This window comes from Allomuricauda sp. CP2A, from assembly GCF_001683915.1.
Taxonomy (GTDB): domain Bacteria; phylum Bacteroidota; class Bacteroidia; order Flavobacteriales; family Flavobacteriaceae; genus Flagellimonas.
The window spans coordinates 38,676-58,564 of the sequence record NZ_LXTT01000130.1 but is presented as its reverse complement, the minus strand read 5'-3'; the positions used below and the strand labels follow the sequence as shown (position 1 = coordinate 58,564).

Annotated in this window: 18 protein-coding genes; 12 read left to right on the top strand and 6 right to left on the bottom strand. The window is 43.7% G+C overall.

Going from position 1 to position 19,889, the window contains the following annotated elements:
• The first annotated feature begins 110 nt into the window (after positions 1 to 110).
• Both A7D14_RS15180 and A7D14_RS15175 read left to right on the top strand, forming a co-directional pair.
• On the top strand, positions 111 to 797 hold the full coding sequence (locus A7D14_RS15180) for a response regulator transcription factor (protein WP_067036468.1): 687 nt from the start codon (positions 111 to 113) through the stop codon (positions 795 to 797).
• The gene (locus A7D14_RS15175; protein ID WP_067036465.1) at positions 797 to 1,852 is read left to right on the top strand and encodes a sensor histidine kinase; all 1,056 of its coding nucleotides are present in this window, start codon (positions 797 to 799) and stop codon (positions 1,850 to 1,852) included. The genes A7D14_RS15180 and A7D14_RS15175 overlap by 1 nt, the downstream gene beginning before the upstream one ends.
• Here A7D14_RS15175 and A7D14_RS15170 read toward each other — a convergent pair.
• Positions 1,777 to 2,889 carry a glycosyltransferase gene (locus A7D14_RS15170; protein ID WP_067036462.1) on the bottom strand — a complete coding sequence of 371 codons (1,113 nt, stop codon included), beginning with the start codon at positions 2,887 to 2,889 and terminating at the stop codon, positions 1,777 to 1,779. The genes A7D14_RS15175 and A7D14_RS15170 overlap by 76 nt on opposite strands.
• 84 nt (positions 2,890 to 2,973) lie before the next feature.
• Here A7D14_RS15170 and trmB point away from each other — a divergent pair, with 84 nt between their 5' ends.
• The 3 genes from trmB to A7D14_RS15155 are packed head-to-tail and all read left to right on the top strand — an operon-like array spanning position 2,974 to position 4,600.
• Complete coding sequence (gene trmB, locus A7D14_RS15165; protein WP_067036761.1) at positions 2,974 to 3,642, top strand: tRNA (guanosine(46)-N7)-methyltransferase TrmB; 669 nt, start codon at positions 2,974 to 2,976, stop codon at positions 3,640 to 3,642.
• A 3-nt stretch (positions 3,643 to 3,645) separates the two neighbouring features.
• Positions 3,646 to 4,275: a LysE family transporter gene (locus tag A7D14_RS15160; RefSeq protein WP_067036459.1), complete on the top strand. Its 630-nt coding sequence runs from the start codon at positions 3,646 to 3,648 to the stop codon at positions 4,273 to 4,275.
• 1 nt (position 4,276) lies between these two features.
• The gene (locus A7D14_RS15155; RefSeq protein WP_067036456.1) at positions 4,277 to 4,600 is read left to right on the top strand and encodes an MGMT family protein; all 324 of its coding nucleotides are present in this window, start codon (positions 4,277 to 4,279) and stop codon (positions 4,598 to 4,600) included.
• On the opposite strand, the gene A7D14_RS15150 is transcribed toward A7D14_RS15155, so the two are convergent.
• On the bottom strand, positions 4,597 to 6,255 hold the full coding sequence (locus A7D14_RS15150; protein WP_067036453.1) for an amidase: 1,659 nt from the start codon (positions 6,253 to 6,255) through the stop codon (positions 4,597 to 4,599). The two genes, A7D14_RS15155 and A7D14_RS15150, sit on opposite strands and share 4 nt — an antisense overlap.
• Positions 6,256 to 6,525: 270 nt before the next feature.
• Here A7D14_RS15150 and A7D14_RS15145 point away from each other — a divergent pair, with 270 nt between their 5' ends.
• From A7D14_RS15145 to A7D14_RS15130, 4 genes are all read left to right on the top strand, one after another.
• Positions 6,526 to 7,665, top strand: coding sequence for an Mrp/NBP35 family ATP-binding protein (locus A7D14_RS15145; protein WP_067036450.1), 1,140 nt, complete (start codon positions 6,526 to 6,528; stop codon positions 7,663 to 7,665).
• 2 nt (positions 7,666 to 7,667) lie between these two features.
• The gene (locus A7D14_RS15140) at positions 7,668 to 7,907 is read left to right on the top strand and encodes a NifU family protein (protein ID WP_036380319.1); all 240 of its coding nucleotides are present in this window, start codon (positions 7,668 to 7,670) and stop codon (positions 7,905 to 7,907) included.
• 63 nt (positions 7,908 to 7,970) lie between these two features.
• Positions 7,971 to 9,029 carry an NAD(P)/FAD-dependent oxidoreductase gene (locus tag A7D14_RS15135; RefSeq protein WP_067036446.1) on the top strand — a complete coding sequence of 353 codons (1,059 nt, stop codon included), beginning with the start codon at positions 7,971 to 7,973 and terminating at the stop codon, positions 9,027 to 9,029.
• A gap of 44 nt (positions 9,030 to 9,073) precedes the next feature.
• Positions 9,074 to 9,406 carry a 2Fe-2S iron-sulfur cluster-binding protein gene (locus tag A7D14_RS15130; RefSeq protein WP_067036443.1) on the top strand — a complete coding sequence of 111 codons (333 nt, stop codon included), beginning with the start codon at positions 9,074 to 9,076 and terminating at the stop codon, positions 9,404 to 9,406.
• Here the strand turns inward: A7D14_RS15130 and A7D14_RS15125 are convergent.
• Complete coding sequence (locus A7D14_RS15125) at positions 9,403 to 11,139, bottom strand: ABC transporter ATP-binding protein (protein ID WP_067036440.1); 1,737 nt, start codon at positions 11,137 to 11,139, stop codon at positions 9,403 to 9,405. The two genes, A7D14_RS15130 and A7D14_RS15125, sit on opposite strands and share 4 nt — an antisense overlap.
• A gap of 119 nt (positions 11,140 to 11,258) precedes the next feature.
• Between A7D14_RS15125 and A7D14_RS15120 the strand changes: the two genes are divergently transcribed.
• Together A7D14_RS15120 and A7D14_RS15115 are read left to right on the top strand one after the other, a co-directional pair.
• Positions 11,259 to 12,305: a TPM domain-containing protein gene (locus tag A7D14_RS15120; RefSeq protein ID WP_067036758.1), complete on the top strand. Its 1,047-nt coding sequence runs from the start codon at positions 11,259 to 11,261 to the stop codon at positions 12,303 to 12,305.
• 52 nt (positions 12,306 to 12,357) lie between these two features.
• Positions 12,358 to 14,520 (top strand): acylase, encoded by a 2,163-nt coding sequence (locus A7D14_RS15115; RefSeq protein ID WP_067036437.1) that lies wholly within the window; start codon positions 12,358 to 12,360, stop codon positions 14,518 to 14,520.
• Here A7D14_RS15115 and A7D14_RS15110 read toward each other — a convergent pair whose 3' ends face one another.
• Positions 14,521 to 15,165: a hypothetical protein gene (locus A7D14_RS15110; RefSeq protein WP_067036434.1), complete on the bottom strand. Its 645-nt coding sequence runs from the start codon at positions 15,163 to 15,165 to the stop codon at positions 14,521 to 14,523.
• 125 nt (positions 15,166 to 15,290) lie between these two features.
• Positions 15,291 to 16,187 carry a metallophosphoesterase gene (locus A7D14_RS15105; protein ID WP_067036432.1) on the bottom strand — a complete coding sequence of 299 codons (897 nt, stop codon included), beginning with the start codon at positions 16,185 to 16,187 and terminating at the stop codon, positions 15,291 to 15,293.
• Between the two features lie 117 nt (positions 16,188 to 16,304).
• Between A7D14_RS15105 and A7D14_RS15100 the strand changes: the two genes are divergently transcribed.
• Positions 16,305 to 18,674 (top strand): cell surface protein, encoded by a 2,370-nt coding sequence (locus A7D14_RS15100; RefSeq protein WP_067036429.1) that lies wholly within the window; start codon positions 16,305 to 16,307, stop codon positions 18,672 to 18,674.
• 1 nt (position 18,675) lies between these two features.
• Here the strand turns inward: A7D14_RS15100 and A7D14_RS15095 are convergent, their stop codons facing one another.
• Positions 18,676 to 19,869 carry a Pycsar system effector family protein gene (locus A7D14_RS15095; RefSeq protein WP_067036427.1) on the bottom strand — a complete coding sequence of 398 codons (1,194 nt, stop codon included), beginning with the start codon at positions 19,867 to 19,869 and terminating at the stop codon, positions 18,676 to 18,678.
• Positions 19,870 to 19,889 lie beyond the last annotated feature (20 nt).

Sequence of the window (19,889 nt, the reverse complement as noted above, 5' to 3'; positions counted from 1 at the left end):
TTTATTTGGGAACCGTTACAATAATGTTATGAGATTAAATGAATGTTAAGCATTTATCCCGTTATAGTATTATCTTTACATTTGGGCGTTTAACTTAGAAATACCATCCCATGAAAACCAAGGACATTAAGATTTTACTTGTAGACGATGAACCTGATATTCTGGAGATTGTAAGCTATAATCTGTCTGCAGAAGGGTATGAGGTCTTTACCGCCAAAAATGGTGCTGAGGGCGTGGCAAAGGCCAAGAAAAAAATGCCACATTTGATCATCCTCGATGTAATGATGCCCGAAATGGATGGTATTGAAGCCTGTGAACAGATTCGGAATACCCCTGGATTGGAAAACTCGATCATTACCTTCTTAACCGCTCGTGGCGAGGATTATTCGCAAGTGGCCGGGTTTGATGCCGGTGCCGATGATTATATCACCAAACCCATAAAACCAAAGGTTTTGGTGAGCAAGGTGAAGGCATTGCTGCGAAGATTGAAGGAAGAAAAGAAAGAAGTTGAGGATATCGTCAAAGTTGGGAACATTGTCATCAATAGGGAAGAGTACAAGATCATCAACAACGGCGAGGAAATCATACTGCCCCGAAAAGAATTTGAGCTCCTGTCACTGCTTACCTCAAAACCAAGCAAAGTGTTCAAAAGAGAAGTGATACTGGACAAAGTTTGGGGGAATGAAGTCGTGGTCGGTGGCCGTACCATCGATGTCCATATCAGAAAACTGCGCGAGAAAATCGGGGACCATCACTTTAAAACCGTTAAGGGCGTAGGGTATAAGTTTGTTCTGTAATGGCCATTCAACTACGGAAATCCTATAAATTTGCATTTAGGTCTTCCCTTTTTATCACAGTGTTCCTAACCGGATTGTTCGTGGCCTTTCTTATGGAGGAAGAAAGGATAAACTGGTCCCATACCATCCTGTTTGCACTGATTTGCTTTGCCATTTGTTTTGTCATCCTCCAGATTCGGGTGGAACGCTTTATCTACCGGCGGATCAAAAAAATCTATGACGATGTCTCTCTCTTGGAGTCATCCTCTTTTTCTTCAAAACCCGTAACAACCGACATGAAGACCCTTACCGAGGAAATTGAAAAATTTGCGGAGGGAAAGAAAATAGAGATTGACACCCTAAAAATTCGGGAAGAATACCGAAAAGACTTTCTGGGAAATGTGTCCCACGAACTCAAAACCCCACTTTTTACCGTTCAGGGGTATATCCTTACCCTATTGGATGGTGCCATGAAAGACAAAAAACTAAGGAAAAAGTATTTGGAGCGGGCCAGTAAAGGGGTGGAGCGGTTGATATACATCGTAAAAGACCTGGATTTGATCACCAAATTGGAGGTAGGGGGACTCAAATTGGAGCGAGAGGATTTTGATATCATTGAGCTGATAAAAAATGTGTTCGACCTTTTGGAGATGAAGGCGGCAGAGAAGGATATCACCCTTACTTTTGATATGGAATACACACAGCCCATCTATGTAAATGCAGATCGGGAAAAAATACAGCAGGTGATCAGTAACCTTCTTGTAAACTCCATCAAATACGGATATCCCAACGGGACCACGGAGGTGAGCGTTGAAAACCTGATCAAGAACAAGGTCATTGTAAGGGTTACGGATAATGGTGAAGGTATTCCCAAGGAACATATTCCCCGACTTTTTGAGCGTTTTTACCGGGTGGACCAGAGCGGTAGCCGCAGTGAAGGAGGTTCAGGTCTGGGGCTGGCCATTGTAAAGCACATCATTGAGGTGCATGGTGAAAAAATCTACGTGGAAAGTGAGGAAGACGTTGGTTCCGAGTTCTCATTCACCTTGGAAAAGGCCGTAAACAAATCCGCATAATCAATTTCCGATTCAAACTGTGCCAAGCCTTCAAAAGCATCTATTCGGGATAGATCTTTCAATGTAAAATTATCTTGTTCACTGTAAGGCACCAAATTTTGTTTTTCCATACGTTTGGCCAGATATTCCTGCTCATATTGCCCCGGTGTCGGTATAAAAAAGGCCTTTTTTTCCAATTTGGCCAAATCCATCACCGTGGTATAGCCCGATCGGCATAAGACCTTGGCACTTTGGTTCAATGCCGTTTGCAGTTCATGGGATTGCATAAAATTGATGCGAATAATGGAACCATTTTCCGTTTTGATCTCTTCTGTGGTCTTCGAGGCCTCAATCTTGCCCCCCACAAAAAGAATGTTTCCCTCAAACGGCTGAAGTTCCGCCAAGAGTTTTTCTTCCAAAAGGGTCCGTTGCGGTTCGGGGCCTGAAAGCAAGACCATAAGATCATAGATCACAGGGACGTCCATTTTTTCAAATCGACTTAATGGCCCCAAATATTTGATGTTGAGTTTGGACTTTTTCAAATGCCCCAGCTTTCCCGTTAAATTGGGCTTGCCCTCAACATCGGGTACCCAACAGGCATTGAACTTTTTTATGATCTTTTGATGTGCCTGCGAACTCATCCACGTAGTGTTCCCCGAAAGCACATTGAGTTGGTGGGTGATAAACACACAGGGTACTTTTTTGTAATATACCCCCAGTCTGTTATCCGAAATGATACCATCCAATTGATGCTCTTTCACCAATTTTTTTACTGCCTTTTTTTCCTTGGCCATGGCCTTGATCACCTTGGGCGAATCCCAAATCATTTTGATCTTGAAATTCTTCCCCTTTTCGGCATAGGTGATTTTATAGGAAGGCAACTCAAAGGAAGGTAAACCTGGAAATTCCTTTTGCAAAAGGGCCAAGGCAACCCCATCCGAAGCAATAAAAGGCTGATGTCCATGTTCCAAAAGGGCATTGATAATGGGAATGCATCGCGTAGCATGCCCCAAACCCCAATTCAATGGAGCCACCAAAATGCGTTTCGAATTTTGCATAACCGTAAAAAAACAAAATCCAAATTGCTTTTAGATTTCCTTAGTTTTGCCAAAACATTAAATTTTTGCTCAAAAGCACAAGCGGTGGGAAGTAAGAACAAGCTAAAACGGTTTAAGGAGAACGAAACGTTTGCCAATGTGGTGCAACCCACAAGGGAGGAAGTTCTGGAAGGATTCAAACTAAAAAACAAGTGGGTCTCTTTTTTTAAAAATGACAATCCCATTGTGCTGGAACTGGGGTGTGGCAAGGGCGAGTATACTGTTGGATTGGCCCAAAGAAACCCTGACAAAAACTATATTGGGGTCGATATAAAAGGAGCTCGGTTTTGGCGTGGCGCCAAATCGGCCTTGGAACAAAAATTGGACAATGTGGCCTTCCTTCGCACCCAAATTGAACTGATAGATCATTTATTTGGCGAAAACGAGGTCGATGAAATCTGGATTACCTTTCCAGACCCACAGATCAAATACAAACGCACCAAACATAGGATGACAAATCCTGTTTTTCTGGAGCGATACAAAAAAATACTCAAGCCTAAGGGGATTGTAAATTTAAAGACCGACAGCGAGTTCATGCATGGGTATACGTTAGGGCTTTTACAGGGCTTGGGGCACGAAATTTTGTATGCCAATCATGATGTGTACAAAAACGAAGGAAGCCCCTCCGAAGTTTTGGAAATCCAGACTTTCTATGAAAATCAGTATCTTGATGCTGGAAAACCAATTACCTATATCCGGTTTAGGATAAACTAGCCAATGACCCATATCCTTATACTCTTCTTCGCCACATTCTCGGCTGCCTTTATGGCTACCGTACCGCCGGGTCTGCTCAATATGAATGCGGCCAAAACCAGTGTGGAAAAAGGAAAGCTGAATGGTGTCATCTTCAGTTTGGGGGTGTCCACAATGATCATGGTACAGGCCTATATTGCCGTTTTTATTTCAAAATTTCTATATAAAAATCCCGAGGTAATTGACCTATTGTTGAAAATAGCCATTGCGGTTTTCGCCTTTTTTGCCATTTACTTTTTTATTACCGCCAAGCGGAAAAAAGAACAAAAGCTAAAGGAGGTAAAAGTCAGTAAAAAGAACAGTTTTTATAAAGGTATTTTATTGGCGGCCCTAAATCTTTTGACCATTCCCTACTACAGTGGACTGAATGCCATGTGGAACGAGGCCGGTTGGATTAAATTTGAGGCCAAGGACATCACCACTTTTGTGGTGGCCGCAGGTGCTGGAACCTTCGCGGTTTTATACTTGTACACGTTTTATTTTGATAAATTGGAGACGAAGACCAATAGGTTCTCAAAGAATTCCAATTATATTTTGAGTGCTTTGATGCTTGTACTTTTAATCATTACCCTCATTCGAATCTTTTATCGCTAAAATGGAAGAGCAAAGCTTTTTTGATAAGGTCTACGAAGTGGCGCGACAGATTCCATATGGTAGGGTCACCTCCTATGGGGCCATTGCAAAGTATCTAGGCGCTGCCCGAAGCGCTCGAATGGTAGGTTGGGCCATGAACAATTCCTCGGCCAAGGATGTGCCGGCCCACCGGGTGGTGAACCGAGTTGGAATCTTGACCGGAAAACACCATTTTGGAGGGACCAATCTCATGCAACAGCTTCTGGAAAACGAAGGAATCAAGGTAAAGGACAATCAAATCGTGGATTTTCAAAAGCATTTTTGGGATCCTGCGAAAGAGCTTTAAAATCCTGGAGGGTGCAGCTCATCAAATGCCGTTTGCTCTTGAAAGGCCTTGGCCAATAACAAAATACTAGCTTCATCATATAAGTTGCCCACAAAGGTCATGCTGGTTGGATGATTTTCTTTATCCAATCCCGTAGGGATTGCGATCACGGGATGTCCCGTTAAATTGGTGGCCAGCAATTGGTCGTTGCCAAACGTTGGGGAAATGAGCACATCATAATCTTTCATCAGAGAGTGCATTTTTTCAATCAAAACCTGTCGTTGACGATTGGCCTGTAGATATTCCACAGCGGGGATAAATCGACTTTGCCTAAGGGAGTTGGCCCGGGAACGTTGGTCTTGTTCCACCATCATATCCACTTCCCCGGATCGCACCAATTCATCAAAAAAGGCACCCGCCTCTGCTCTCAAAATAATATCAAACCCTCTATAGGGAATCTCCTTTGGCATTTCCACTGGGATGGGATGTACCCCCATTTCTTCCAATTTTTTAAGTGCCGTTCTTAGATTGTCACCACTTTCCGTAGTATCTTTTTCGATGTCTTTTTTTAGATAAGCTATCTTTAGATGGGCAATATCCTTATCCCAATCCACTCCAAAAGGAAGATCCACTGTGGTTAAATCCTTTTTGTCCTTCCCCTGGATGACGCTAAAGACAATGGCACAATCCTCTGCATTTCGTCCCATAGGCCCTACTTTGTCCATGGACCAGCTCAAACTCATCACCCCATACCGACTGACACGGCCATAGGTGGGACGTAGTCCCGTGATTCCATTTCGGGTACTGGGCGAGGTAATGGAACCCAATGTTTCGGTACCAAGGGCAAAAGGGACCAATCCTGCCGAGGTGGCCGACCCCGACCCCGCCGAAGAACCACTGGCACCTTGCTTAATATCCCAAGGATTTTTGGTCTTGCCTCCAAACCATACATCGCCGCGGGCCAAGGCCCCAGATACCAGTTTGGCAACCAAAATTGCTCCGGCATCCTCCAATTTTTTTACAACGGTTGCCGTTTCATCCAAAACTTGATTTTGGTAGGGTGCGGCCCCCCATGTGGTGGTATAGCCGGGAACGGACATCAAATCTTTTGTTCCATAGGGGATACCATGCAAAATACCGCGGTAGATGCCATTTTTTAGTTCTTCATCAGCACGCTCCGCTTGGGCCAAGGCCAAACTATCCGTAATGCTGATGCTGCACTGCAAGGTGGGCTGGTATTTTTTTAATCGGGCCAAAAAGAACTGTGTCAATTCGGTTGAGGTGATTTTTTGGTGTTTGATCAATGAGGCCAATTGCGGAATGGTATAAAAGGCCAAGTCATTGTAAGGTTCTGGGATTTCCACATGATCCGGAATTTCCCAAGTTTGATTGTCCGCTTGCTCTGGCATTTCAAATCCAAAAGGAACGGGATCAAATCGAACAGCAGGGAAAACATCGTTGCCTAAGGGGAATTTACGGAGGGAATCGTACCCTTCGCGGTTTCGTTTCAAATACGGATACAGCGTATCCCGGCCCTCTTTTGGGAAATGAATTCCAATCAGGCGTTCCGATCTTTTGACATCCCTTTTTGTGAATTCCTGTTTTGAGGCACAGGAAAACAGAACTATCAAACTAAGCAAACAAACAAAATGGGAGAATTTAGGTTTGATAGACATTTTTGGTCGGTTGAAACACCTAAGCTACATTTTTTTCAAAAAAAAGTAAGGTGCCAATCCGTATTTGTGTCGATTTTATAGCCTGACTTTCTGAAAAGCCAAAGGATAAAATGGCTTAACCATTGATAAAATGGGACTAAATGGTACACTATAAATGCAAGTTGTGCTACTATATTGAATTTCAATGACCCAACTTCTTAATCTAAGCGCAACACCGTATCTTTGTAATTTAGAATCAATACAAACGACTGCATATAAAACTAGGATTACATGAAGCTGAAAAAGGCAGACATTCTTAAGGCATTGGAAAAAATATCCGCGCCAGGGGAAGGACAGAATATTGTGGAGAGTGGAGCGATTACCAACATCCAAGTTTTTGGCGATGAAGTGGAAGTGGATGTTACCATAAAAAATCCAAGTCTTCAGGCCAAAAAGAAGACCGAGGTGGAAATTTTAAAGTGTATTCACCGAGAGGTATATGAAAAGGCAAAGATCAAGGTCAACCTAAAGGTTGATGCTCCTGAAAAACCCAAGGTCAATCAGATTAAGGGTAACCCAATTCCAGGCATTCAAAATATCATTGCCGTTGCTTCGGGCAAAGGAGGTGTGGGAAAATCTACCATTACCGCAAATTTGGCGGTCACCTTGGCTAAAATGGGCTTTAAGGTAGGTTTGTTGGATACCGACATCTACGGCCCGTCCATGCCCATCATGTTAGATGTGGCCAATGAAAAACCATTGTCCATCAATGTGGATGGCAAGGCCAAAATGAAACCCATCGAGAATTATGGCGTCAAATTGTTGTCCATCGGATTTTTCACCCAACCCAACCAAGCGGTGATTTGGAGAGGTCCCATGGCGGCAAAGGCACTCAACCAAATGATCTTTGATGCCCATTGGGGCGAATTGGACTTTTTGTTGTTGGATTTGCCTCCGGGAACCGGCGATATCCACTTGAGCATTATGCAGTCCTTGCCCGTTACCGGGGCCGTTGTGGTGAGCACTCCCCAGGAAATAGCATTGGCCGATGCCCGAAAAGGGGTTGCCATGTTCCAGCAGGAGGCCATAAGCGTACCAGTGCTGGGCATTGTGGAAAACATGGCCTATTTTACGCCAGAAGAGCTGCCTAACAACAAATACCATATCTTTGGACAAAATGGGGCCAAAAACTTGGCGGAAGATTTGGACGTACCCTTTTTAGGCGAGATTCCTTTGGTACAAAGTATTCGGGAAGCAGGTGATGTGGGCAGGCCAGCAGCATTGCAAACGGCCACGCCAACAGAGGATGCGTTTGAGGAATTGACCAAGAATGTGGTCAGTGAGTTGGTAAGGCGGAATACGGATTTGCCCCCCACTGAAGCAATAAAGATTACAACTATGGCTGGTTGTGCCGCCGTTAAAAAGAAATGAGCATGACATCAGAAGAGATTAAAACAAATGTTGAGAAGGCTTTGGAGGAAATTCGACCCTTTCTTCAAAGTGATGGAGGAGACATCACATTGATTTCAATAGACAACGACAATTCGGTAAAAGTGAAGTTGGAAGGCAACTGTATTGGGTGCAGTGTCAATCAAATGACCTTGAAGAGCGGTGTGGAAATGACCATTAAAAAATATGCACCCCAAATCGAGGAAGTCATTAATGTGAGCTAATTGATGAAAATCATGAATCTTTCCATGGGTAAGCGGTAAGTTGCGCACCAAAACCATTGTTACATGATCAAGACCGACATACTTATTATTGGAGCGGGACCTACGGGTCTTTTTGCTGTTTTTGAAGCAGGCTTGTTACAACTCAAATGTCACCTAATAGACGCATTGCCCCAACCTGGTGGCCAATGTTCAGAAATTTATCCCAAAAAACCCATTTACGATATTCCAGGGTTCCCAGAAATTTTGGCCGGTGAATTGGTGGATAACCTTATGGAGCAGATTAAGCCGTTCCAGCCCGGATTTACCTTGGGCGAACGTGCCGAGACCATAGAAAAAATGGAAGACGGCTCTTTTGTGGTCACCACCAATAAAGGCACCCAGCATCAAGCACCTGTGATTGCCATTGCGGGGGGATTGGGAAGTTTTGAGCCCAGAAAACCCTTGTTGGACAACCTTGCTCAATATGAGGATAATGGGGTGGCCTATATGATCAAAGAGCCTGAAATCTATCGGGATAAAAAAGTATTGATTGCCGGTGGAGGGGATTCCGCACTGGACTGGTCCATTTTCTTGGCCGATGTGGCCGATGAGGTGACTTTGGTGCACCGAAGAAATGAGTTTCGGGGTGCTCTGGACTCCGTTGAAAAGGTACAGCAGCTCAAAAATGAGGGGAAAATCAATTTGATTACCCCTGCCGAGGTGGTTGCGCTTCATGGTGAAGACAAATTGGAAAGAGTCACGGTCAAAAACACAGATACTTCAAAAGAAACAGATGTGGCGGTGGATAATTTTATTCCACTTTTTGGACTTTCCCCAAAATTGGGGCCGATTGCCGATTGGGGTTTGGAAATCGAAAAAAATGCCATAAAAGTGGACAATTCGTTGGACTATCAAACCAATATTCCCGGCATCTATGCCATTGGCGACGTCAACACCTATCCGGGAAAATTAAAATTGATACTCTGCGGCTTCCATGAGGCCACTTTGATGTGCCAAAGTGCCTACCAACGCATCCATCCCGATAAGAAATATGTGATGAAATATACCACCGTAGGCGGCGTCACCGGATTTGATGGCAGCAAAAAAGAAGCACCAAAAGCTGTAGTAAAGGCAATTGACTAATCAGATCAATTAAAAACAACCCCTAATTCCTATTTCCTCAAAGAATGAGCGATATTAAAATAAAGATAACCGACCGAGAAGGCGTTTCACACGAAGTGGATGCCCCAACCGATATGAACATGAACCTGATGGAGGTGGTGCGTTCCTACGAACTGGCCCCTGAGGGAACCATTGGGATTTGTGGAGGAATGGCCATGTGTGCCTCATGTCAGTGTTACATACAATCCGAACATCAGCTTCCGGAAAAATCGGATGATGAAGAGGCCATGTTGGCCGAAGCTTTTTTTGTAAAGGACAATAGTCGGTTAGGTTGCCAAATCCGTATTACCGAGGATTTGGATGGTTTGGAAGTGGAACTGGCCCCGGAGGAAGCTTAAATCCGTGCTTGGTAGGTAAACAGGTTGAAATACCTTCCTTCGGAAGCTATTAATTTTTCATGTGTTCCCTGTTCCAGGATATGCCCGTTTTCAATCACTAAAATTTGGTCCGCTTTGCGGATGGTGCTCAATCGGTGTGCAATCACAAAGGTGGTCCTGCCCTTGGTGAGCTCTCCCAAACTTTTTTGAATAAGTGCTTCAGATTCGGTATCCAGACTGGAGGTAGCTTCGTCCAAAACCAAAATTTTTGGGTCGGCTAAAATAGCTCTCGCAATGGCAATTCGCTGGCGTTGACCACCCGAAAGTTTTACTCCCCGCTCCCCAATCAAGGTGTCCAAACCTTTGTCAAATCGGTCTGTGAATTCATCCACGTAGGCCGCTTTTACAGCTTCAAGCAGTTTTTCCTCGGTGGCATCAGGTCTGGGGAAAAGGATATTTTCCCGGATAGTGCCCTCAAACAAGAAATCGTCTTGCAGCACCACGCCCAAATGTTGTCTAAAACTGTTTAGGTTTACTTTGGACAAATCGTGTCCATCAATGGTGATGGTTCCTGAATCGGGATTTAAAAAACTGGCGGCCAAGCCTGCAATGGTCGATTTTCCCGACCCAGAGCTCCCTACCAAGGCGATTACCTGTCCAGGCTCCACATCAAAACTGATGTTGTGCAGCACTTCTTTATCTTTTTCGTATGAAAATGACACATTGGAAAAGGACATTCGCCCAACCACGTTGTCCAATACAATGGAACGGTTTTCCTCATCGGATTCTTCCTCCAAATTCATCAATTCCTCGGTACGGTCCAGACCGGCCAAGGCTTCGGTCAATTGACTTCCCACACTGCTCATTTGAACAATTGGGGCTATCATAAGGCCCAACAATACCGTAAATTCCACAAATTCACCTATGGTAAGGGTACCTTGAATTATTTTATAACCGCCAAAACCCATGACGCTTGTGGTTGCCACACCCAAAAGAAAAGTGGACGAACTCGTCATAAATGCGGTGGTGGTCAGGCTTTTTTTCACATTTTCATATAAACGCTCCACACCAACCTCAAAAACTTCTTCTTCCTGCTTTTCGGCATTAAACCCTTTTATAACGCGTATGCCTCCCAAAGTTTCTGTCAATCTACCTTTCACCTCGGCATTTATTTTACCTCGATTCCTGAAAATGGGGCGAATTATTTTAAAGGCTTTTAGCGCAATGATGGCAAATATGGTGAGGGGAATAAAGGTGAAAAGCGTCATAAAAACGCTGATGTCCATAAGCAGGGTGAGTGAAACCACGGCTGTGATGATGCCGCCTACCAACTGCACCAAACCTGTGCCGATTAAATTCCGGACTCCCTCAACATCGGACATAATACGGGATACCAAAGCTCCCGATTTGGCATTGTCAAAAAACCGAACGGGCAAAGCGAGTACTTTTTTCTGTACCTGGGCCCTGAGCTCAGAAATTAAATATTGGGCCTGTACGCTTAAAATCTTGGTCAATAAAAAGGAAGTGACAGCCTGTACAAGAATGGCCAGCATAACGCCTGCAACCAAATATTTGAGCATGTTCACATCTTTATTTACGATGACATCATCAATAAGGTGTTTTGAGGCAATTGGAGCAACAAAACTGGCCGCTTTGCTAATGGCAATCAAGAATAGGCCAATAAAAACGAGTTTTCGTTTGGGCCAAATTATGGTCTTAAAAGCAGTGAGGATGCTTACTTTTTTATCGGGCATAACAATTCTTAGTGAGAAGCTGCAAGTTACGGTTAATTAAAAAGAAGCTGGATGGATTGGTTTTTGAGTTTGGAAAGATTACAAATGCTATATTTAAATGCTTGAAAGACAAAAAGATTATGCTAAAAGCACGATGGTTCGGTTTTTTGTTTTTGGTTTTCTCATGGTGTGCTGCCCAGGAAGAATACCCAAAATTGACCGAGATTGTTACCGACAATGCCCATATTTTTGCGCAACCACAACTTGAAGGGCTCCGCAACAAATTGTATCAGTTTGAATCGGAGACCACCAATCAAGTGGTGATTCTTACCATAAATGAATTGGGCAACGAAACCATTGAGCAGTATGCCAATGGGGCTTTCAATCAGAATAAATTGGGTCAAGACGAAAAGGATAATGGGGTTTTGATTCTTTTCTCAAAAATGGACAGGGAAGTGCGTATTGAAGTGGGCTACGGACTGGAACCCTACATCACGGATGCAGTGGCTTCGCGAATCATTAGAAACACCATGATCCCGAGATTTAAGGAGGAAGATTATTTTGGTGGACTGGATGTGGCCACGGATCAAATCATTGAGTTTTTAAAAAATCCTGAGGCATTGGAAGAGTTCAAACAAGAAATAGAGGCAGAAGGAGAAATGCCTTGGTGGGCCATGTTGTTGTTGACCCTTTTTCTTTCCATTTTTATAGCTGCGGGCGGATTTGTTTTTTACAAAGGGTATTCCAATCTCGTAGAGATGTTCAGGGGTATATTTATTGGTAAACTTGGACTTGTTCCAGGGATATTTATGTTTATCCCTACTCTGATGATGGTTGCTTTTGGTTTGGTTTTCCTCCTAATGCCCCTGTTTTTTCTTGCTTTGGTCTATGGGTTCAATGTTGATCCAGACAGCTTGTTGGAGAAAGCTAACATTACATGGCTATATTTTGTGTTGATAGGCTTCTTTGTGTTTACCATTGTATTGGCCATCTTAAAAATTTTGATCAAAGGCAAGGACGACTTCAAAATCTCATGGGTCAAATCGGACAGCACGTATATGAGCAAGACCTTTTCTTCATCGGGAAGCCATTCGTTTGGCTCTGGCTCATCTTCCGGGGGCAGTTCCAGTAGTTTTTCCGGTGGGGGCGGAAGTTCTGGCGGCGGGGGTGCCAGCGGAAGTTGGTAATTGTTTTGGATTTCCCGTATTTTCACAAAAGCTAACTAAAACAAATCCCCAGATGAGAATTCCAATCCTAGCTGCACTTTTACTGTTCCTTTCTTGTGCGGAAAAACCTCAGACCGAAGTTGAAAAATGGAAGGCACAAGCTGAAAACATCACTATTATTCGAGATGATTTTGGGGTGCCGCACATCTACGGAAAGACTGATGCCGATGCCGTGTTTGGATTGTTGTATGCCCAATGTGAGGATGATTTTAACCGCGTGGAGCAAAATTACATTTGGGCCACAGGCCGTTTGGCCGAAGTTGAAGGAGAGGAAGCATTGTACAGTGACCTCCGTGCCAAACTGTTCATGACGGAAGAAGAGGCCAAGGCCAATTACGAGAAAAGTCCGGAGTGGTTAAAGGAGCTTTGCAATGCCTTTGCCGATGGCATCAATTATTATCTCCACACCCATCCAGAGGTAAAACCCAAACTACTGACCCATTTTGAGCCTTGGATGCCGATGTATTTCAGCGAGGGATCCATTGGGGGCGATATTGAGCGTATCTCCACAGAAAAAATCAAGGCATTTTATGAGAGCGGCATGGAACTTCCAGATATGAAGGAACTTCAACTCGAAAAAGAAACGGAGATGGCAGAACCCCAAGGTTCCAACGGCATTGCCATTTCAGGAAACTTGACCCAATCGGGAAATGCCATGCTATTGATCAACCCGCATACGTCGTTTTACTTTCGGGGTGAGGTGCATGTGGTCAGTGAAGAAGGGTTGAACGCCTACGGCGCGGTGACCTGGGGCCAGTTTTTTGTATATCAGGGCTTCAATGAGAAAACGGGTTGGATGCATACATCGACCTATACCGATGTGATGGATGAATTCAAGGAAACCATCGTTAAGAATGATGGGAAGTTGTTTTATCACTATGGGGAAGAATTGCGAGCTGTGGATTCCAGCTCCGTAACCATAAAATATAAAGATGGCGAAAGCCTGAAAGAGAAAACGTTCCCGATGTACCGTACCCACCATGGCCCCATCACCCATTTGGCGGACGGTCAGTGGACGGCTTCTGCCATGATGTGGGAGCCCGTGAAGGCATTGGAGCAGTCCTACATCCGTACCAAGCAGGACGGTTATGACGGTTTTAGGGAGATGATGGACATCCGAACCAATTCTTCCAATAACACGGTTTATGCTGATGCTGAGGGCAATATTGCCTATTTCCACGGCAATTTTGTTCCGAAGCGTGATACCATTTTTGATTACACCGAACCTGTTGATGGCAGCAATCCCAAAACCGATTGGCAAGGCTTGCACACCGTTGATGAGAATATTTTGGTACTGAACCCAGAAAATGGATGGATTCAGAATTGCAATTCAACCCCGTATACATCAGCCTTGGGATTCAGTCCAAAGCGTGAAGACTATCCAAACTACATGTCACGCGACCAAGAAAATTTTAGGGGCATCCATGTCATTGATTTGTTGACAGGGCGAAGCGGTTACACCTTGGACAGTCTTATTGAGATGGCCCATGATCCCTATTTGCCAGCGTTTAAAGCTTTGATTCCCGGTTTGGTTCAGGCGTATGATGACCAGCCCATTCCAGAATTGAAAGAACCAATAGAAGTGCTCCGGGAATGGGATTTTACCACATCCAAAGAATCAATTGCCATGACCTTGGCGCATTATTACGGGACCCATTGCTATGCAAATGCGGAAAGACCGGAAGGAATGTATCCCATGCAATGGGTAAATTATTGGGGGAGTGATTGGCCCAATTCCAGAAAACTGCAAGTGTTCCAAGAAACCATCGCCCAATTGGAAAGTGATTTTGGCACTTGGCAAATGCCATGGGGAGAGGTCAATCGCTACCAGCGATTAAACAGCGATATTCGTCAGGCTTTTGATGATGCCAAGCCGAGTATCCCCATTGGTTTTGCCAGTGGGCGATGGGGCGCTTTGGCCGCATACGGTGCCCGTTACGATAATGGCACCAAGAAAATCTATGGAACCCGGGGCAACAGTTTTGTAGCGGCGGTGGAATTTGGGGACAAAGTAAAAGCGAAGACCATATTGGCCGGGGGGCAGAGTGGTGACCCAGATTCGCCCCATTTTAATGATCAGGCACAACGTTATGCCGATAAGCAATTTAAGGATGCAGCGTATTACAGGGAAGATGTTTTGAAAAGAGCAGCGTGGACCTACAAACCAGGCGATTGATTATTCCTCTTCCTTAATAATGATCAGGCTTGCTTTTGAGCCTGTGGAAAGATTCCAGCGATTGTTATGGATTACTTGCCCTTTTTCATCTGCTACCACAACTTGGGCAGTATTGGGACCGGATGACCCTTGGTTGAGAGCCTCAAATTCAATCCGGTTGAATCCTTGTGCCAAATCCAGATTAACCCCTCTAAAGGAACCTGAGAGTAGTAAATTGTACTCAACTACTTCACCGTTGAGGTATATTTTTATTCTGTCGCCATCAACGTACTCATGATCACGGCACACAATCCCGACAAATTTTGCTGTGGTCTTTAAATCGCCCAAATATTGGTCGCCAAAATGCTCGTTGGAACCCTTTTTCTCTTTTTCGCCCACCTTGGGGTCTATTACCAAATCGTATCCCGCCTGAAGCAGTTCCCTATCGGGAAGCATTTGAACGCCTGGCTTTTCATTTTCGGAGGTTAAATTCTCATCGAGTACGGAAGGCATACGGAGCGATGTGCCTTGGTTGCTGGCCTTGACATCCAAATTGTTGTTGTCGCCAATCTGTAGGGGACGGGTGGTGGGCAGGTCGGAGGATTGTGCTTGTAGGGAAACGATTCCCAACCCAAAACCCATAAGAAGGAAAACAAGCTTTTTCATAGCAACTTGGTCGATTCGTAACTATAAAGTTAGCAAATACCTTGCCATGAATGTGATAAAACGGCGTTAAATCGTTAAGCTGCAACCATTCCTTTTTGTTTTCAATCCAAACAAAGGAAGGTGATTTATGGTTCCCTATAATCCACCAATTTTTCAGGACCCTCCAGCAACACTCGTACAATTTGCAATGTGCCATCTGCCTTTGTGGCGATATGCCATTTGATCAATGCGATTTTTCCATCTTCAATTTCAATACCGGTAATGCTTCTGGGGTGTACACAGCTTCCATCATTAAAAAAGGGAATTTGTCCCGGTTCGGGAAATCGGGGTCTGTGGGTATGCCCGGCAATGGTGATGAGAAGCTTGTTCTTTAAGATCCATCGCTTTATCCGTTTTTCTATTCGGATAAGTTCCTTGTAATTTTTGGCGGGACTGGTGGGGTCGGCTATACCCACTACTTGCAGGGGTTTCCATAAAACCCGAACCAGAAATCGACCAATGCGCCAGCACACATAGTTCCACCAATCCGCTTGGTGCCCGTGGGTGCAAAAAAGTTCTTGCCCAGTTTCCGTATGCTTTAAAACGATGGCTTCATGATAGGTGATGTCCTCAAAAAGTTCCTTGTCGGAACCATCAATGGGCTCAAAATAGCTGGAGAGGTGCTTGTCCACATAAGTTTTGTCCTTGTACACCATATCATGATTGCCCCAGAGCATATGCAATCGCCTTTCCAAATGAAATTGGCGCAGCAATTGGTATACATTTTTATGGGCTTCAAAAATTTCATCAAAACTGATGTTTTCCCATAGCTCATCCCCATCACCAAGTTCGCAATACTGGAAACCCTGGCGGTAGTAATAATTCAGGGCATGAAAATAAATATTTCGGTTGTTGGCAAAGTCATCGGCAAAGCTGTTGTCCCCCCGATGACAATCACTAAAAAAGATGAATTTGGAATCATCGTCAAAAGGAATGGTCTTGGCATTCTTGTAGGCCCGATCTAACCTAAAATTGGAGGACATGGCATAAATTTCACTAAATATCCTTAAAAATGGCGATTAATCTATAAAGATTACCATTATAAGACGGACATCCTTTCTTTTTGTAACTTTACATGCTAATCTACGACCAATATTGGTATGGAACAGAACTGTGATGCGGTAAGCCCAATGGTTCAGTTGGTAAGTTTCAACAAGCTATTGGAACATTATGAACAGCAACTGGGGAGCAAGGACAAGCACTATGCCGACTGGGCAAGGTATGTCTTGGATTCCCAAGCACCCTATCCTGAGCTACGAGATGGTTTCAGTGACCTTGGTTTGTTGGAGAAGCACAAGGATGTCATCAGTATCATCCTGAAGGAGACCTTTGCCCCGGCCTTAACCAAGAACGAGATAAAAACAGCCTCAACAGCGTTTGAAAGCATGGTGTTCAATTCCTCTGAACGCTTTCAAAAAATATTGAAAGATGCTGGTGAAGGCTTTGAGCTGCAAATCCAGAATATACCCGAAGATCTCAGCTACATCATGAAATGTACGGTGATCCTGAACTTTTATTATGGGTTTAATTTGGATTTTAAAAGACCCATTTTCTACGATATTCCTGATGCCAATGGGGTAATGCACCATTATCGCATATTGTACAATGCGGATTTTATGGAAATTCTTCCAACGGAAAAATCCAAGGAGTTGACCCAGGAAGATGTGGACGAGCTCTTGGATAATTTTGAAAATTTGGCACTTTGGAAGGAAAAAATACCGCCCAATAGTTTTATCGCCAAAGGCTTTGTCATTTCCAATATGTTCGATGTTACTACCGAGCATTCCATTTCTGAGATAAAGTCCACCCTTATTGGAAAAAAGAAGAGCGAAAGCGAAAACTATATGGACAGTTTTCAGGATACGTTCAGGTCGCTTTTTAAGCTTAAGAAAATCAACGTGGGTTTTGCAGGTTACGATTCCAATGCCAACAGCTTTTTCAAAATTTATGGAAGAGGCATGGAAAGTTATATCCTCAATGGAAAGGAAACAGAATCCTGTGATGTGATGCTCTGTGATTATTCCCATGGAAAACTTTTCAGGGAGAGCAAGTATTTTGCCATCTCCAATGTGGAAAAATACTATAAGAAGGAAAAGGCCCAACCCTATAAGAACCTTTATGACCAGGGAATACGGAGTGCCATATTGGCCCCTATTTCCAGCAATGGGGAGCTTTTGGGGGTTTTGGAACTGGTTTCGGACACCGTTAACGAGTTGAACAGCGTAAATGCCAATAAGTTGGATGATGTTATGCCGTACATTATATCATCCGTACTTCGGTCCATTGAGGAAGAAGAAAATTTGGTGGACGCCATTATCCAACACGAGTGTACCACTGTGCATCCTTCGGTGTATTGGAAATTTCAGGAAGAGGCCAAACGTTTTATGGCCGATGAATTATCCGGAAACCAACCTGTGTTCAGGGAAATTGTGTTCAAGGACGTATATCCGCTCTATGGGCAAATAGATATTAAGGATTCTTCCAAGGAACGAAACCTTTCCATTCAACGGGATCTAATGATTCAGCTTTCTGAAATCAATGATGTCTTGGAAAGGGCCATTGAGAAATACAGATTGCCCATTTATGAGGAGTTGATGTTCAGGGTGAACACCTATCTCGATGAGGTGAAAGAAGCACTTTATACCCATACCGAACAGGCCGTATTCGATTTTGTGAAGGAAGAGATCAACCCTGTTTTCAAGCATTTGAAAAAAGAGGATAGTGAACTTAAGGCCCTTATCAAGGTCTATGAGTCCAAAATAGATGAGACCACGGAATCCTATTACGATCACCGTAGAAATTATGATGATAGTGTGATGGAATCCAACATGCAATTGGCCGCCCTTTTGGACAAGAAACAATTGGCCGCCCAAGAAATGTTCCCGCATTATTTTGAACGTTACAAAACCGATGGCGTTGAGCACAACATGTACATTGGCAGTTCCATTGCCAGGGACAGAAAGTTCAATGAACTTTACCTGAGCAATCTCAGGCTATGGCAGCTTCAGGTGATGTGCGACATGGAAAACAAGTATTACGCACTTAAGCCCCATTTGCCCGTACATCTGGATGTGGCTTCGCTTATTTTGGTCTATAGCACCTCGTTGTCCATTCGTTTTCGGATGGATGAAAAGCGGTTTGATGTGGATGGTACCTACAATGCACGGTATGAGGTGATCAAAAAACGTATCGACAAATCCTACATCAAAGGAACCAATGAACGGTTGACCCAAAAAGGCAAGTTGTCCATTGTCTATTCCCAACGAAAAGATGAGCGGGAATATATGCGCTATATACGCTTCCTAAAAAACAAAGGTTACTTTACGGACAACATTGAAATTGTGGAGTTGGAAGGTCTTCAGGGGGTAACGGGCCTTAAGGCCATTAGAGCTGAGATTTTGTACAAAAAGGACAAAAAATCTGAGCAGACCTACACCTATGATGATTTAATGGAGGAGCTAAAATCCTAGTCTAAAAAATCAATCTATCGGGTCCAAAAAACCGGAAAGCTATACCAAAAGAAAGAACGGAGATAATCATTCCTATCATAAAAATGTTATAGGTAAGCCGTAATATCCGGTACTTTTTGTTCAATACCAGTCCCAAGTAGTACAAATCTTTGGTAAGTGAGGAGTACACGTAATCCTTATCCTTTACCAACTCCTTTAAGGCCCACTCATACTCATCCAACTCCATTTTGTGGAAATTACCAAAGAACAACAGGTTGACCCTTTTCTGCTCTACATCTTCCTTGGTGAACTTTCCGCTGGTAACATTGGGCCTAGTGGCCAAAACAGACAATACCATGGAAACTATACTAAAAAGGATAAGGATCATGGTCGGATAAATCAAGTAGGTGTTGGAAGGGTTGTCCAGCTTGGTGAGCAAATTGGCCAGCACCAAGGAAATGATAATGGCATTTACAGATAACAAAATGTTGGCCTTGGTATCGGCAATATCACTAAGCTTTAAGTGGTTTTTTAGGGTTACCCTATAGAGGGTCTGCACACTTCTATCTGGGCTTTCTTCTTTGTACTTGGCCTTAAGCGCTTCTTTTTTGGCGATGTTCTTTTCCGTTTTTTTCTCCTTGAGCAATTGTTTGAGATTGCGTTCCTTTCCTTCCTGCCAATTTTCTTTGGCATAGTCGGTGTAGAACGTGTGTTCATTTCGGAACATTTTAATATTTTTTTCCCTCCATTCTTTACCTGAATAGTTGGCAATGCCCAACTCTTTCAATTCTTTCTTTAAAAAATCCGTGGTTTCCCAATAACTCTTTTTGGCAAAGTGGGACATATCCGCATCCCTGATGATTTCTTCCAACAAATTTTTAGGCTCGTATCGTTTTTTGGTGGCCAAGATCAGATCACAGACTTCCTTGATATCCGATGTTTCATAACCATTGTCCATTAGAAAATCCGTGGCGATTTTGCAACTGGCCTCCTCATGCTCGTGCGGGTCCTCAATATAGCCCGTATCATGCAGCCAAGCGGTCAATAACAACTTTTCATTCTCCTCCTCCTTTAGGTCATAGAAATTGAGCAATTCTTTAGTACTTTTAACCACACGCTGGGTATGTCGCAAGTTGTGGTATAAAAACCTCGGGTCAAGCTTTTTATCTAAAAGTTCGGTGACAAAACGTTCAGTTTTTTCAACAATATCCGACATAACTGCAAGTTTGAATTATC